At 65.2% G+C, this 16,193-nt stretch carries 8 protein-coding genes and 2 pseudogenes; 3 read left to right on the forward strand and 7 right to left on the reverse strand.

From position 1 onward, the window contains the following. Nucleotides 1–549: pseudogene (locus tag TSO5_RS11310) on the reverse strand (transposase); the annotation flags it as partial. A gap of 26 nt (nucleotides 550–575) precedes the next feature. After that, a pseudogene (locus tag TSO5_RS11315) lies at nucleotides 576–875 on the reverse strand (integrase core domain-containing protein); the annotation flags it as partial. Nucleotides 876–1,336: 461 nt separating this feature from the next. Here TSO5_RS11315 and TSO5_RS11320 point away from each other — a divergent pair. From TSO5_RS11320 to TSO5_RS11330, 3 genes are read left to right on the forward strand one after another with little or no spacing between them, the layout of a single operon-like run. Then, nucleotides 1,337–6,547, forward strand: a complete 5,211-nt coding sequence (locus TSO5_RS11320) for an AAA domain-containing protein (protein WP_109151684.1) — start codon at nucleotides 1,337–1,339, stop codon at nucleotides 6,545–6,547. Then, nucleotides 6,534–7,556, forward strand: a complete 1,023-nt coding sequence (locus tag TSO5_RS32695) for an HNH endonuclease (protein WP_158282402.1) — start codon at nucleotides 6,534–6,536, stop codon at nucleotides 7,554–7,556. The genes TSO5_RS11320 and TSO5_RS32695 overlap by 14 nt, the downstream gene beginning before the upstream one ends. Nucleotides 7,557–7,575: 19 nt before the next feature. Beyond that, a complete protein-coding gene (locus tag TSO5_RS11330) occupies nucleotides 7,576–8,061 on the forward strand; it encodes an SMI1/KNR4 family protein (protein ID WP_109151685.1) in 486 nt (161 codons plus the stop codon). Nucleotides 8,062–8,213: 152 nt separating this feature from the next. Here the strand turns inward: TSO5_RS11330 and TSO5_RS11335 are convergent, their stop codons facing one another. The 5 genes from TSO5_RS11335 to TSO5_RS11355 all read right to left on the reverse strand — a co-directional run bounded on the left by TSO5_RS11335 (nucleotide 8,214) and on the right by TSO5_RS11355 (nucleotide 16,186). Beyond that, nucleotides 8,214–8,537, reverse strand: a complete 324-nt coding sequence (locus TSO5_RS11335; RefSeq protein ID WP_146203726.1) for a hypothetical protein — start codon at nucleotides 8,535–8,537, stop codon at nucleotides 8,214–8,216. Between the two features lie 144 nt (nucleotides 8,538–8,681). Next, nucleotides 8,682–9,596, reverse strand: a complete 915-nt coding sequence (locus tag TSO5_RS11340) for an OmpA family protein (protein WP_109151687.1) — start codon at nucleotides 9,594–9,596, stop codon at nucleotides 8,682–8,684. Between the two features lie 12 nt (nucleotides 9,597–9,608). After that, nucleotides 9,609–11,705, reverse strand: a complete 2,097-nt coding sequence (locus tag TSO5_RS11345) for a hypothetical protein (RefSeq protein ID WP_109151688.1) — start codon at nucleotides 11,703–11,705, stop codon at nucleotides 9,609–9,611. Nucleotides 11,706–11,729: 24 nt separating this feature from the next. Next, nucleotides 11,730–12,800 carry a hypothetical protein gene (locus tag TSO5_RS11350; protein ID WP_109151689.1) on the reverse strand — a complete coding sequence of 357 codons (1,071 nt, stop codon included), beginning with the start codon at nucleotides 12,798–12,800 and terminating at the stop codon, nucleotides 11,730–11,732. Further along, nucleotides 12,797–16,186, reverse strand: coding sequence for a hypothetical protein (locus TSO5_RS11355; protein WP_109151690.1), 3,390 nt, complete (start codon nucleotides 16,184–16,186; stop codon nucleotides 12,797–12,799). Before TSO5_RS11355 ends, TSO5_RS11350 begins: the two co-directional genes overlap by 4 nt. Between the last annotated feature and the right edge of the window lie 7 nt (nucleotides 16,187–16,193).

Below are 16,193 nucleotides of genomic sequence, written 5' to 3' on the forward strand. Positions count from 1 at the left end.
GTCCGAGCGCGGAGGCTGCGGCCGCTCAGCGGCTTGTACCTCAACATCGACACCTCGACGAGAGATCGCCTTCCGTACCGAACCGCCCGCTGCCAGCCGAGCCGTCTGCGTTCTGCGATCATCTGGATGTGCTGGTCGCGCTGCGTGGGCGCGCTTGCGGCGGTATCGTTGGGCACCGCGGTCGCGCGCGGCGGGATGATCACTTCCGCTTCGGGCGTATGTGAGCTCACCGCGCGATAGACGGGGTCACCATCATAGGCGCCGTCCGCCAGCACCGCACCAAGCGGGCGGGCAATCTGGTCGAGCAATGGGCGGTCTGCCGCCATGGCCGACCAAACGCCAGACGCAGCATCAGCCCGGTCTCAATGACGACGTCGGAGTAGCGCGCCGGCCCGTAGCGGGCGGCGTCCAGGCGGCGATCGCCTCCGGCGTCACCCACACCGCCAAGTCACCGCCCCGGCGAAGTGCCGCGTCGTATGCCGCCCAATTCTCCACATGATAGCGGGCTTTCGGGATCTTGGGGCAGCGGGGCTCATTGAACCGCCCCAGGTTTTCCGGAGGCCATTTGTGTTGAGTCACGCCGCCAAGGTGACGTTCTCGGTTTGCGCATAGTAGCGCGCTTCGGCCTCAGCGGGAGGAATGTTGCCGATGGGTTCGAGCAAACGCCGGTGGTTGAACCAGTCGACCCATTCCAGTGTGGCGAACTCGACGGCTTCCACGGTGCGCCATGGCCCGCGGCGGCGGATCACCTCGGTCTTGTAGAGGCCATTGATCGTCTCGGCCAAGGCGTTGTCGCAGGAATCGCCGACGCTGCCGACGGAGGGTTCGACCCCAGCTTCGGTGAGACGCTCCGTGTAGCGAATGGCAAGGTATTGCGCCCGCAATGATTTCGGCGGGATAGCGGTAGCCGGCGTAACGGGGATCGGGGCGCGTCGTCATGCCATCCCATACCCCCGCACGACCCGCCCCGGCAACTGGGTGGTCAACAAGTTGACGTTGCCATCAGCCGGCAGCTGGAACTCCAGGCCACGCAGCATCGGCCGTGATGCCGGCAGCCATCAGCTCGCGCCTACAGCAAGAGTTTGCAGCAGAGCCCCGCGATGGGCGTCGTCCTCTTCGCGGCATCGGGTCGGGGATCGGATCAGGGCCGGCTGTCATGTCGGCCCCATGTCTTCAGTTCAGCTTCAAGAACAATCGAGATTGACGGTGTCCTGCGACAGAATCACCAACTGATGATTGCATCATAAGATTCTCATCAATTTCAAGGACGTATTTTTCTATTGACGCAACGAATCCGAAGCCGTAATTGAGCGAGAAAACCCGTCGAGCATGTACTATGATTGATTTCGTCTCAGAAAACGTCGAATTGATTGAGAAAATTCATCCTGGAGAAGATTGCTCCGAACCAGCCGCGACGGTGCCCCCAGTTGATTTGGCAAAATACTGGGGTGAAGCGTTGCTGCACTCTGCACTCGACGGTCTTCGCACTCAACTGCCGCGCTTGATCATCCCTGGGGAGCCGAGCCTCCTGGCCGATGCGGATTTCTGGGATCGGGCCGGAGCGGCACAGTGGAAGGACAACTTCCTTCCTCGTGACGAGGAGTACGACAAAGTCCCTGTGATGATCGTCGCGTTCGCCGCCGATGGTGCCGCCGTGGGCCCCCGTTTCCAGGCGGATGAGGCCCGCACCGGCCGGCCGCATCGCCGCGAGCACGATGAGGACGATCCCGACGACACTCCGGACGAGAGCGATGCCGGCAGCGCGGAGGGGATCGACGTCTTGTTCCACGTCCCCGCCCAGATCGACAGGATGGGGCGGCTCCAGCCGCCGTACCTGCCCGCGCCGGGCTTCATGCGCATGTGGCTGCGCGAACCTCCCTGTGTCGGAAACCGCGTGACCGTCGCCGACCATCGTCGCGTCGTCGCGCTGCTGGACGATTTCGAAGCCGGTGACGGCTGGAGCGCCTACTGGTCCAACTGCGTGAACTTCTTTGAGCAAGCCACGGGAAATCGGCTCGCGGGGTTCGAATGGCGTGGTCACGGCCGACCGCTGTCACGTCTCGCCTTCGCCATCATGCCATGGTTCGGCGATGCCTCCGTCCGGGCGCTCAGAAAATGCTATCGGCACATCGTGACCGGCAACCGGGCGCCGGCGCTCCTGAAGCACCTTGCCGGTGACGGTCCCGAACAGGACCGCTCACCTCCCGACGACGCCCTGCACGAAAAGGTGCGGGAATGGCACCACGCGATGGTCGACCGCCGGGATGGCAGCCAGCGCGTGGTGTTCCCCCTCGATCCGTCGCAGCGGCTTGCACTGATGCGATACGGCCAACTCGCGATCGAGGAACGGCCGGGACTCGTCGCGGTCAACGGTCCTCCCGGAACCGGCAAGACGGACATGCTGCGCGCCCTGATCGCCAACGTCTGGGTGAACGCCGCCTTGAAGGGACCCAGGCGTAAGAGCGCCCGGCACAAGTCGAAGGAGATTTCAGGCCCGGAAGGGGGCTTCTATACCGGTCATTGTCCCATCGTCGCCGTCTGCGGCGCGACCAACCAGTCGGTCGAAAACGTCATGGATGCCTTCGGCGGGGCCGCGGACCCTGCCAGGACCGACGGACAGCCAGAGGACTCCCTCCGGGCCCGCTGGATTCCGGCTTCCGATTACGGGTTCTTCTTTCCGGCCAAGAGCCGTGCCGACAAGATGCGCAAGCAAAGCGCGGACGCCTGGAATCGCTATCACCTCATCCTCGAAAAATGGACGACGGACAAGGACGGCAACAGCCAAGCCAAGCTGGCGTTCGACGGCGCCGCGGCCGGGCTGGAAAACGCGAACGGACCGCTCGCCTTGATCATGGATTACGGGCGGTGTTTCCTGGCGAGCCAGCGCAAGCATGGAGAGCGCCTCGGGATCAAAGCGGGCTCCGTCGCCCAGCGGCTCGGTACACTGAGAAAACAAGCCGAGGCCGACGACGCCGATTCCAGGAAGGCCGCATCCGACAGGACCTTCTTCTGCCGTCTTCTGCTTGCAGACGCTGCAGCGCAGTTGAAGCTGGCGCTGTGCGCCGCGACGGAGCGCGTCGTCGCGGCGCGGCGGACGTTGCGCGCCATGACCGGTACCGGCGCCGACTTCACGGCCGTCGAGCGCTATGCGAGGGAGCAGCTCCGCGATCCGGAACTGAGCGACCAGGGGCTGACGCTGTCCCTGGAGGGCCTCAGGGAGGCTCTTGCCGTCGGGAGCTCCCCGGACGAGCACATCGAGCGTGTCCTCGACGTTACGGTCCGTCCGGTCTGCTTCCATCTCGCCGCCCGCTACTGGGAGGCGCAGTGGCTCTACGACCTGACATGGCCCCTGTCTTGCCGGCAGAACGAGCTGGAGGCCATGGCCAAGATCACGCCGTGCATCGTCGCCACGGCGCACCGTTTCCCCAATCTGGCGAAAGGCCCGCCGAGGAGCAAGCCCTGGGTCCCGCTCCTCGGCCGGATCGATCTGCTGATCCTCGACGAGGCCGGGCAGGCACCGCCGGAACTCGCAGGTGCGCCACTGGCGCTCGCCCGCACCGCCGTCGTGGTCGGCGACGTCAAACAACTGGCTCCGATCACGGAACTGCAACCGCCGCTCGACCGGCGCATTGCCCTGGACGCCAGCCTTGACGCCGCCGCCCTCAAGGCGCGCAGCCTGCTCAGCACCAGCGGCAGCGCCATGGCCATGGCGGCGACCGCCTCCGTGTACGGCGAGCCGGGCAAGAACGGGCTTCGCCTTCGCAATCATTACCGCTGCGCGCGCAGCATCATCAGCTATTGCGTCGACCTCCTGTACCACGACGACGACGACATCGGCTTCGAGCTGACCCCAAGGGTTCCCGATCCCGTCTTTGAGCCGGCCTGGCTGCTCGGGGCGACGAGCCCGGATGCGTTCCCGTTGCCGCCGATGGGGTTCGTCCAGTGCGGCAGCCCCAACGACGAACCCGTGCCTGGCGACAGCTGGATGAACCCCGGCGAAGCCGACCGCATCCTGCAATGGCTGAAGGACAACGGACCGGCCCTGCTCCGGCACGCCGAGATGCGGGAAGGACCCGATCCGACCCGCGGCCTGGGGTCGATGGTTGCCATCGTCACCCCCTATTCCGGGCAGGCGGCCCGCATCCGCGCGCTTGTTCAGGAGGCCGTGGACGGGAAAGACCTGCCTCCGCGGGGCAGCAAGGACATCATCATCGGCACCGTGCACGCCCTGCAGGGCGCGGAAAGGCCGGTCGTCCTCTTCTCGGCGGTGAACAGCGTGATTAAGCAGGGTACCGAGGTCTTTCTAGACCGCGACGGCCCAGCCATGCTCAACGTCGCCGTGTCCCGCGCGAAGAAGAGCTTCATCCTGTTCGGCCATTCCGAACTGTTCTTCAGCGAGGAAGCGTTCAAGGAAGCCCTGCGCGTTCCCGGGAAAGAGCAGCCGGCCCGGCGGCCGACCGCCGTTCTGGGCGCCTATATGGCCGGCATCCTCGCGGATCGCCCGCGCCTGCGCTGGCCGGACAAGAACGGCGTGGCGATCGGCCTGGGCGGCATCAAGTTCCATCCGACGGCGCTCGTGGTGGTCGAATCGCCGCTCAAGGCGAAGAAGATCGAGAAGGTGCTGCCCGACGCATTCTCCTGTTTCGGTACGCGCGGGCACATTCGCGACATCGACTTCGGCGACGTCGCCGTATCCACGGGCATGATGCCGCATTGGCGGGTGGGAGAATACGCCCGCGATCTGTTGCGCAAGGTCGCCGTCCGTCTTCTCCAGACCCGCCACCTCGTGCTTGCGACGGACGCCGATGCGCAAGGCGAGGCCATCGCCTGGCACGTGTTGCAGGCGCTCAAGCGTTCACCCTTCTGGACGCATGTCCGGACGATAAGCCGCGTCCGCTTCTACTCCCTCGACGAACGGGAAATCCTGCGGGCTTTCGCGGCGGCCGAAACGGTCACCATCCGCAACGCGCAGGGTATGGAGATTCCCGGCCGCCGTCCGGAACAGGCCCTGCACATGGGACTGGTCTACGCGGCCCTGGGTCAAAGGGTGATCGACAACTATCTGGGAGATGTCTACAGCGCCCGTGGCGTGTCGGGCGGCGGGCGTGTCAAAGGGCCGCTGCTGCGCGCCCTGCTCGGCGATCCCGCGGTGGACCGCGGAGGCATCACCGTGTCGCTCGACCTCCAGGTCGACGGGACCGTGTTCGACGCCGAACTCCACGTCGAGGAAGATGGAGAATTGCGGTGCTGGAGCACGGACGACCGGGGCGAGGCCGTCGCGCTGGCCGCGTCGTTCCGCAAGGCGAAACTGGAGGCAGGCCGGCGGGCCGGCGACGACCGGCTGGTGGTCTGGCCGCCGGAATCGTGCAGCGCCGTGGACGTGATGCGCTCCATGTGGCTGCGCGGCCGCGATGACGCGAAGATGACACCGGGTCAGGTCGCCCGCGCCCTGCAGGAATTGTACGAGGGCGGTTGGGACGAGGGGAGCGACGAAGAGCCGAAGAAGGATCCGGCGTTTTCGGCAAAGGAGGGCGAACCGGCGTCCGACATGGAGCCGTGGTGCCGGGTGAGCGCCAACACCGGCCGAATCGAGTTGACCGGGACCGGCCGGCGCGCCGCCACGCTGTGCATGACCGACAAGGTGCTGTCGCGGGTCGGTTCGCGGAATTTCCTGGACGCGCTGGACGACTCGCTGGTGGAGCTTTCCGAGAACCATGCCGCCACCGAAGCGGATTACAAGGCGTGGCTGAGGGCCTGGATCGACCGCATCGGGTTCGACACGGTGCCGGATCGGATCGAAGGTCCGGACGGCACCGACGATGCGCAGGACCTGTTCTCCGGCTTCCCCGCCATGCCGGAGCGGACCGCCTACGACGCGTTCGCCATGGGCCTCGATCCCGATCTGGAGATCCGGCGGCTGGTCAGTGGCGTCGCGGGGCGCCTGCTTGGGCAGGAGGGTGGCGAGACTTGGAGTGGCGAGAGTGGGGAGGGCGAACCATCCGACGCGGGGGAGGATCCGGCGTCGGACTTTGGTACAGACGCGCATCCGCCGCTCACCCCCACCGATGTTTGGGTGGAACCGAACGAACAGGCGATGGACGGATTCTCCGCCGATGCCCGGGCCGTCTACCGGACACTGCACGCGCGGACGGTTTCGGCGGTCTTCCTGCCGGCACTGTACGACGTGCAGCATCTCGCTTGGCCCCTCCCGTCCGGCGGCGGCACCCGGTACTGGGCCTTGGTCCGGTTCGGACGGCGCGTTCAGGACGGCTTGCTGCAGTGCGATCCCGAGCGCGAACGGGAGATCGAAGCCGATCTGTGCCTCGACGCCGCTCCCGATCTCACGGGCAAGGCCCGGATCGCCGGGGCGCGGGTGCGGTGCAGCGCGCTGTTGCAACCGCGGGTCGACACCTTGCTGGGATGGATGGAAGGCAACGGCCTGGGGCGGCCACGGACGACCGCCGGCCATCTTGCGGATCTGCTCGAAAAGCCCCGCCCGCCCATCCGCGCTTCATATTCGGAAGAAGCAGACAATGCAGACCGTTAACGCCGCCTTCCAGCGCCTAAGCCAGAATCCCGACGATGCCGCGGCGCGCCAGAACTTCGCCAAAGCGGTGCACGACAAGCACACTGCAGATATGGCGGCCGGCAAGTCGAAGGCGGCCGCTTACGGCGGCACCTATCCCGGCGTGACCGGCAAACGCCTTTACTCACGGACGGTTCTGCGGGACGCGCTGGCGTTCGGCATTATCCGCTACGGTCTGGCAAACATCGACTGGAGCCGCCTTACCCATGACATTGTCCACCTCAACGGTCTGATGCTGGGTTGGATGGGTCCTTGCACGGCGGGCGTGGTCCACATCGGCACGCCCTGCAAACCCGAACAGTGGCGCAAGCCCTTAAGGGTCGGCACCGAGCTTCGCCGGCGCGATCGCCCCAATTTCGCCGTTCCATTGAGGCCGGCCCACCTGAGGAGACACAAGGGTGGCGTGGCGCAGGATATCTTCGACAAGAAGACCAGCAGGAAGGTCGGCCGAATTTCTTTTGACGGGAACGGAAGTCCGGTTTTTCAATGTGTCGCCGAAATTCTGATGCCACCCAGCCAGTTCTATCACGATCGTCCCGACCATTTCCTGTTCTGCAACATCGCGCTGCGTGACGAGTTGCAGAAACAGGCGGCGAATACGCTGTCCCCGCAGCTCCAGGCGGTGCTGACATGGCTGAATACCGCCAGCATCGCAATGATGAAATCGGGGGCGCCGCCGTTGCTGACGTGGCACCATCACCTCGATGCCGGCCGCATGCAGCTGGTGGAGCGTGATCTCCACGCACATGTCCAGCATGACGGCGGACAAAAATTGTGGGGAATGGATGTCTACCAGCAAGAAAAAGTAAGGACGGATGCCAATGGAAATAAGAAAGAATACAAAGATCGGCATCGGATGTTCAAAATAATTAAGAAGCGTCGCGCGGGAAGGGCTAAGGTCACACCTCCGCCGATGCCGCCTGCGGTCGCCGTGCCGGCTGCGCCCGCCCAATCCACGACATCCCCCTGATCAGGAACGGCACACGAAGATGGATACCCTCACCTGGACGTCCGGCGTTGGACCGGTGCAGCCGAACTTCTCGCCGCGGAACATCGCCGATCTTGAACAGGAGATCGGCCGCCGCCTGCCATCGGCGTTCAAGGCGCTGCTGCCCGACGCCGATGGCGGGCGGCCCAGCCGGAACGTGCTTCACCTGATGAGCGGCGATGGCCAGAAGGCCCGTCTGTGGATCTCGACCTTCCTCCTCACCGCGCCGATACCGGACAGCGGCGAGCTGGCGCCACTGAGAATGGACAGCATCCGCTATGCGCGAGACCTGATCGAGGACGAACATCCCGCATGTGTTCCCTTTGCCCGCGACCCCAGCGACAGTTACTTCGCCTTCGACTACTCAAAAGGCGACAAGGATAATCCAGCCATCGTCTTCTTGGACTCCGAAAACAGCTATGAACTCGTTGAATTGACGGACACGTTCGAGGAGTTTCTCGACTATCTGGAAAGCGACGAGCCATGACGTGGGCCCGCAAATCGCCGAAGGTCGGCGGTTTCGGGGGTCCGACCTGCATGGATTTCCCCGAGGCGCACCGCGCCGAATTGCATTCGACCTGATACGGGCATGTTGCAGGGAGGTTCGGCAGGTCGAGAGGATCCCTTTCCCGTCGCGGCTCACGCAACGCGGACGTACTTCGGGCGCCCGAGATCGAGCATGCGGTTGAGGACCTCGACCGCGATTGCGATTTCGGTGACCTGCGCCTCGTCGGTGTGGGAGCGCAGCGCGTCGCCAATCACCTGCTTGAAGCGTCCGATCTGGGCTTCCGCCAGCGCGCGCTGATTGTATCGGTTGTCTCGTTGCCAGTTCAGCCGGCCTGTTTCGGCGATCATCTGGCTGTGCTGGTCGCGCTGCGTGGGCGCGCTTGCGGCGGTATCGTTGGGCACCGCGGTCGCGCGCGGTGGGATGATCACTTCCGCTTCGGGCGTATGTGTGCTCACCGCGCGATAGACGGGGCACCATCATGGGCGCCGTCCGCCAGCACCGCACCAAGCGGGCGGGCAATCTGGTCGAGCAATGGGCCAACCAAAGAAGCGTCGCCCTCCTCGTTGGACGTCAACTCCGGTGTCCTTCCACCTGTCCGCTCACCGCTTGTTTCGTTGATCATCAGACGGAGGCGTCGCACCCGACAGGAGAAATCGCAGATCAATGCGACGATTCCTCTCCCGCCCGTTTTCCGTACTGTTGGTAGCGACTGCCCGGCCGTCGGCGTAACCGCTGATGCCGAACACCGACCGCCCATCGGCATTCTCCAGCAACTTCAGGCTCGGACTGGCCCTGGTCATCGCCGAAAAAGCCTCGAGCGCGCGTTGCGTCGACAGCTTCCAATTATCGGAATATTGCGGGTTCCTGTTGCCCGACCGCACCGGGTTGCTGTCGGTGTGCCCTTCGACGAACACCGCCTCCAGGAAAGAGGTCGATCCAGCTGGGCAACCCGCGGGAACGGAGGTCGCGCAACGGATTTCCTTCTCCAGCAGCCCGCCCAGAACTTCGAGGGCATCGACACCCTGCTGATCGATCCTGACATTGCCGCTGCCGAAGAGCAGATCGTTGGGAAGGCGCAGCACGCCCTCCTCCTCGTCGAGGAGCACGTCGTAGCTCCTGGACCTCAGTTGGGCGGCCAGCCTCCGGAGCAGTTGGGCACGCTTGACCTTGTTTTCGGCCAGCCGGCTTTGCTCGGTCGCGTAGGTTCGTTCGACCTTTTCCATTCTCTGCTGCGCTTCCACCATCGCAGCACTGGCGTGGACCACCGCTTCCCGTGCCAAAGCCAATTCCGCATTCAGGCGCTTATTGTCCGACTGCGCCTCGGCAAGGCGCCGGCTCAGGGTCGACATATCGCCTTCGGTGCCGCGATTGCCGATGACGACACCGGTAAGCAGGAGGATGAACAGGAACAGGATGCCGGTCAGCAGATCGCTGACCGCGACGAAATGGCCATCCTGCTCCCCGTCCGCGTTCCGGGCGGCACGATGCCGCTGCTTCCAGTTCATCGATTGCATGCGGCTCCCCGATCAGGCATGCGTGATCACGGCCGGCGGGGAGAACTCCGCAAGCGCCGATGCCTTGCGGGGGGGTGGATCGGCGGCCTCCAGGATTTTCCGCAACAGTGGCTCCAGGTCGGCAATCCGATCCACCGCGGCCGCCAGCCGGTCGGCGGCCTCGCCAACCGCGAGAGCGCGTTCGAACACACCGCTCAATAGCGCAAAGGAAGAGCTGTTCCGTGCCATGCCCTGAACGGCCTCGCCGAGCACGGTCATCGGCGGGGCCAGCGACGCCATGCGTTCACCCGACATGACGAGCGCTTCGAGCGGCGGCCGGATGCGGGTGAACGCGTCACCGGCCTCGGCGAGACCGCTGAATGCGGCCTCCAGCGATACAAGGCGTTGCATCGTCGCATCCACCGTGGCGAAGGTCCGGTCGAGGCCGGACAAGCGCTCGCTCAGCGCCGATACCGCGCGGACCGTGGTGTCGAGCGTTTCCATCTGCCGCACGGCTTGGCCGAGCGCATTGAGGGAGTCCTGCATGCCGGCGATGCCTTCAGCCGCCGCCGATATCCGCTCGACCGCGGCCTGGCTCTGGTTGATGGTGCGTGCGGAAGCATCCGTAGCCTTGCCCAGCGATTTGGTGCTGCGCTCGATGTCGCGCGCCAACTGGTCGATCGGCCGGTCGATCGCGCCGATCTTCCCGATCAAACCGTCGAGGGAAAGCAGAAAGGCGGGCAGCGCCTGAGCCGTCCCCTCGTCGGCCGTACGGAAGGAGGTGGAAACACGCTCGATGTCGCCGACGATCCGCTCGGTGGCCGCGGTGAGATCGCGCGCCATCGTCGCGGATGCGACCTGGAACGACCTGTCGATGCTGCCCAGTTCGGTTTCCAGGTTTGCCACGGACTCCTTCAGCCGTGCTGCCACCCGGTCGGCAGTGTCGGCCAGTTGCCCCTCCATGCGCTCCGACGCTTCCGCCGTCGTCTTCACGAGCGCGTCCTGGCCCTCCTGCAAGCCCTGGATCAGTCCGGCGCCGCCCTTTTGCAAGGCATTCCCCAGGTGGGCGGCGGCGGAACCGACCTGCCGGTCCAGAGCTGCGCTGCTGGCTTCGATGGTCTGCGCCAGATTGCCGTTGATGCTCTTCACCGTGTGCATGAGGTCGCCAAAGCCGGATTTCAGCAGCTTCAGGTCGTCGATCAGCCGGTGCGTATGCTCCCGCATCGAATCTTCGAGCCGCCGGGTGAACTCGCCGACCATGCGTTCCATGGATGCGACGCTCAACTCGCCAACCCGGTCGGCCATGCGGTTCATGCCGTCGACCAGCGGCTCCAGCCCCAGGCGCAGGGCCTCGTTGGTGCCGCTCACCAGCTTTCCGACCAGCTCCTCGCGCCATTGCCTGTCGATCGCATCGAGCAGGGAAACCTGTCGCAACAGCAGGCCGTTCGTGGCGGCGATCGCCTGGATAGGATGCTGGACGGGAATGCGGCGGTCCAACTCATGGCCGAACCGGTCAACCTCGGCTTCCACATGGTGGAGCCGATGACGCAACCAGATCGAATAGACAATGGACGAGAGAAGGCCGGCGATGGAGCTGACGAACTTCATCGCCGCCGCCGACAGCAGCCCTTGCAGCGCGTCGTGCGTCGCCTCGGCGGACGTCGCCGACATCGTGCCGCTCGCCGCCATCAGGGCAAGCAGCAGGCTGCTGAAGGTGAAGAGCAGCCCGGTGCCCACCAGGTATCCCGGAACAGCCTGGAAAAGGCCGACATTGATGTTCGCCTGGCGGAGGAGGTCGGCTGACAGGAATTCCGACGGACGTATCGTGGCGACCACGGCTCCAGCGGCATCTGCCGGGCGAACCAGCGTCGATTCGATGCCGGCCCAGGTTCCCCGCAGCGCCGGTGTCCGCCGGAAGATATCAGCCATGGCTTCGAATTGGGGGCCACTGCGCGCGGGAACGGAAACCGCCCTCACCGTCTCCTCCACGGTGCGGAGATCGCCGCGGAAGCGGGCGAATTCACGGCTCGCCCAGACCGCCATGCCAAATCCGGCAAGTGGAAGGATGATGGCAAGGAGCAGGACAAAGGTGTGCTGCGTCAGGAAGGCTGTGACCGTTTCGACCATCATGCGTTGTCCGTCAGCTGAGGCGGGTCATTGGCGCGGAAAGCGCAGATGGCCTGGCCGAGCGACCCGGACCTGCTGGCCGTCCAGCATCGCCCAGGCCGGTGCGACCACCACCGGCTTGTCAAGCTCAACGAACTCGATCTCAAACAATGCACCGAGGTCACGCCGCACCCCCTCGCCCCTGTTCGCGGCCAGGGCCGGAAAGTTGCGTGTCAGCATCCGGCGGGATGGCAGCAGCAAAGCGCGACCGCCGCCACCGGCCGGCAGCGCCCAAAAATCGGCCGTCGGCAGGTCAACCACTTCCAGGATGCCGTCCGGGGTCCGCGTCACGCGCAACACCCGCCACCGTTCCAGGAAACTGTCGCTCCGCTCCTCGTCCTCCATAACCTGGCGATACTCCTCCATGACGAAGGCCACGGGATCGCCTGCCCCGGTCTGGACCTTCCCGCCATGGGGTGGGCTTCTCCCGTGGTCCAGGGGCACGACCTCCCTCCCCGTCCGATCGCGAGGTTCGAACCGTCGGGATGTATTCCCTTCCAGTTCGGCCCTTCCCCGGTCGATCCGGGCCTCGAACGGGCGCTGATCGACCGGCTCGCGCGACCGGGAGTTCAGCGCCTGCATCTGACCCGTCAAAGCACTCATGCCGTCCCTCAGGCCGGCAACCGTGGATCTTGTCTCGCGCATGGCCGCGGAAAGCTCATTGAGCAAATGCTCGGTGGCATAGCCATCCCTCCTCCGGCTGACGTCCCCTTGCAGCGCCTGCATCTGACTCGCCAGAGCACTCATGCTTTCCCTCAGCTCCGCAACCAAGGATCCTATCCTGTGCACGGAGTCAGACAGATCTTTCAGCATCTGCCCGGTATCGCCACCATCCTTTTTCCGGCCGTAGTCGTCGGGCGCCGTCGGGCGCAGTCCCGACGACAGGCTCAAGCTTAGGATCGCGCCCAGGGCGAAGCAGCCCACCATCAGGAGGCCGGACAACCAGTCCCACTCGGCCACTCCCCTGATATCGCCTTGAGCGGACAAGGCGGGCATGGACAGGGCGAAGATCGACAGCGTGATGATCGCGATGCCCGCAAGGACCCGATGCACGGTCATTGGATGAGCCGTCCATGCCGGTTGAAGTACTCGTTCAACGCGCGCAGGGCGATGACGAACGGGGGCTCGATCCCCATGGTGCGCACGGCATCCTTTCCGCGCTTGAAGACCGAGGCGGCCTGACTGCGTTCGGAGACCAGGGCTTCGGTGACCTGGGTGGACACATGGGCCTTGACGATCCCGTCGAACGGCACGATGCGCCCGAACTCCGCCTGATAAAGCTCGATGAAGCGCGAGAGTTGTTCGAGATCGCCGCACCGCCACTCGGAACCAGGCTCCAACTCGCTCGCGGGGGTATTCCACTCTTTGATCTCGTCGCCCACACGAATCCTCTCGCCGATGATGGAGGGAGGAAGGTTTCCCTGGTCATAGGTCAGATCGGTCGCGTCGGTCCGGTCGACCAGCAGTCCGAACGCCACCTCCTCCTTCGGATTCTTGCTGTAGGACAGGGTCAGGGACTGCCTTGAAATGCCTCCCTCTTCTCCAAAGCCGGCCGCCGTGTTGAACACCGCCGCCATGCGGCCGGCGATGCCCTCGTCGGCGCCGAAGAGTTCGCGCATCATCAGGCTGCCGCGTCCGCCATAGCAGAGCTGAATGGCGCCGAGATCGGCGACGCAGAGTTTCGAGTCGACCAGTGCCCTGTAAACCATACCGACGTAATAGAGCAGGCCGGCCATTGCGAACTCGACGGTGCAATGCAGCCCCTTCGCCTCGGGCGTGTCGCTGATGGCCGCACGCTCCTGCTGGAAGGCGCGGCTGAAGGTGTCGCTGTTGACGAACACCTCGGTTCCGTGAAAGACGCGCTGCGTCTCGTGAACAGCCTTCTGGAAATTGCGGAACGTATCGCGCAACGTCTGGCTTTGCCGCGTCAGCGTATAGATGTAGTCCTTCTGACGGGCGAGATAGTCGATCACGATGCTGCGGCCGGCGAAGCGGACGGAACTGCGCCAGATCAGCTTGCGCGACTGCCACAGCGAGATATCGGTCGTCCCGCCACCGATGTCGAAGGTCACCACGGTGCCGGTCAAGGCGACGCCATGGCTGTGGAAGTAAAGTGCGGCGCAGACGCTTTCCGGACTGGGCGCGGCAACCCGCGCCGGAAGCGCGGCTCCCTTCGACGACAGCGCGGTGTTCAGCGCACCCGGAATGATGCCCTGATAGTCCCTGAGCTGCTCGCCCTTGAAGGCTTCCGGGTAGGAAAAGGACCAGTCGATCTCGGCGGGAACCATACCCTCCGCCGCCGCTTCCGCCATCGCCTCCAGCGCCGCCTGGGCGAGGAAGCTTTGCCGGCGCTTGCGGTCGTCCGGAATCGCCGACCATTTCAGATCGAAGCGTAGCGCCCCGCTGGCGTCACCGCGCAACGCCTCAAGGGTCACCTGCACGTCGCGGATGTAGTAGATCCGCTCCGTCCACAGCGGCCAGAGGGGCATTCCCTCATTGGGCAGGCTGTTGCGGTCCTGCAAAACCGATTGGAACGGCAGCGGCCGGCCGCTCATCGGCAGGAATTCCAGCGCATGCTCCCCTTGCGCCTGCGTGTCCTGCTCGTGATCGCGGAAAGGAGATATGCAGCGGTTGCTGAACACGACCGGTTCCGGCGGACGCCCGTCGCGCCGCTGGAAGATGCAGGTGTTCGTCGTGCCGAAATCGACGCCGATGCGCCAGCTGCTCGGCCGGCGCTGGGCCACCGGGGTGGCCTCCGCGGCAAGGATCAGGCCCACGGGCTGGCGGGTGCGCAGCCCGCCGCTCTCGACCGAGGCGACCGTGCAGAGAAAGGCTTCCGGCTGCTCGTGCATCAGCACCAGCGCTTCCTGAAGGTTGTTCTTCTCGCTGAGCATGCGCCGGCGTTTCGATCCTGCGATCGCGGCCTCCAGCCGCTGGACGAGCCAGGAGGGTCCCCCCGCCCCTGCCCCCACGGAACCGCCGGCAGGCTCCATGGCGGCCAGCAGGTCGGAGCGCGTGACCGGGATCGTCGGGGTCAGACTCTCCTCCGGGTTGGCCCCGTAGAACATGTAGTAATAGTCCCAGTGTTCGGACTGGAAATTCGGCCAGACCGACAGGCTGGTCGGAGAGGAGGCACGATGGGCCCGCGGGTAGTGGCGGGAAAGCTGGCAACTGCTCGCTCTGCCCTGATCGTCCTGCACATCGACCCGGAAGATGACCCGATAGCCCCCGTCCTCCGGCCGGATGCTGATGCGCTCCCGCAGTTCAGCAGGCGGATACAGCAGCAGCGCCAACGGCGTCAGGGGCAGCGTGAAGGATTCCGCCTCGCCGTGTGTGGTGATCGCCCCTTCGCTCAGATGGCAGAGCGCCGGAGCGAACAGGCTGTCGATGCCGATGGCGAGAAAGCCCTTCTGCTGGGCGCCCGCCACGATCCGTTCCCGGTTCGAAGGATGGCGAAGTGCCGTCTCCAACGTATCGGAGTTCCAGGCGCGCAGGCTCGACGCGGTGGTCTGGAGCAGGCTGGGAAGCCGCTCGTCGAGAAGAAGGACACCCTTCAGCAGGTGCCGGAATTCCGGGCGGGTGACGATGGCGGTGTCGTATCGCTCGCGGGCGACCAGGGTCTCGAAGGCATTGAGTCGGGAGTACAGCGGGGCGGGCAGTTCGAACTGCTGCGGCGCCCTTCGCACCTCCGCGTCGGTCAGCATCATTCGCGCCTTGCCCTGCAAGGCCTCCATGAACTCGCTGAGCCGGGTGAGCAGCTTGGACAGGCGGCGGTCGGGGGAGCCGGGCGTTTCGAACTGGCGCAGCCCCCGATGCAGGCTGTCGGCGTAGCGCTGGATGAGACAGAGTTCCTCCGGCGTCAGATTGCCGGCGCTCAGCGGATCGTCCAGGCACCCCGTCGCCGGCACGCGCCACTCCACCGACTCATCCAGAGCCAGCTTGTGCGCGCGCACCGGGCAGACCAGCAGATGCGGCACGACCATGGCAAGCAAGCGCCCGTCGAGCGTCAGGAAACCGATCTGCGACCAGTCCTGCTGGTCGGTGATGACGGCCCCCGGACGAAGCTTGTAGGCCACATTGGCGAACAGCGCCCCCGCAGAGCGGCTTTCGGCTGCCGAATGCACGTTCACGATCTGGCTGCGCAACGCCATTCCGCGCTGGACGGACAGCGCAAGAATCCCGATCAGGCCACGCCATTCGCGCACGCTGCGCCGGTGAAGGGGATGGGCGGTGTCGAGCAACGCGCTCTCGAACACCATCGCTTGCGCCCAGACGTCGGGAATGGACAGCAGATCCTCTTCACTCTGCCCGTCCGCCTGCTGCGCCAAGCATTGCGCCAGCGTTCCAAGCCAATTGTAGCTGGTTTCTCCAACCCATTGTCCATACGCTTCCGGCGACGGGAGTGCATCGATGTTGAGCGGCGGGAGCAGATGCTGCGTGGGCATCGGGCAG

The sequence above is a fragment of the Azospirillum sp. TSO5 genome, from assembly GCF_003116065.1.
GTDB lineage: Bacteria > Pseudomonadota > Alphaproteobacteria > Azospirillales > Azospirillaceae > Azospirillum.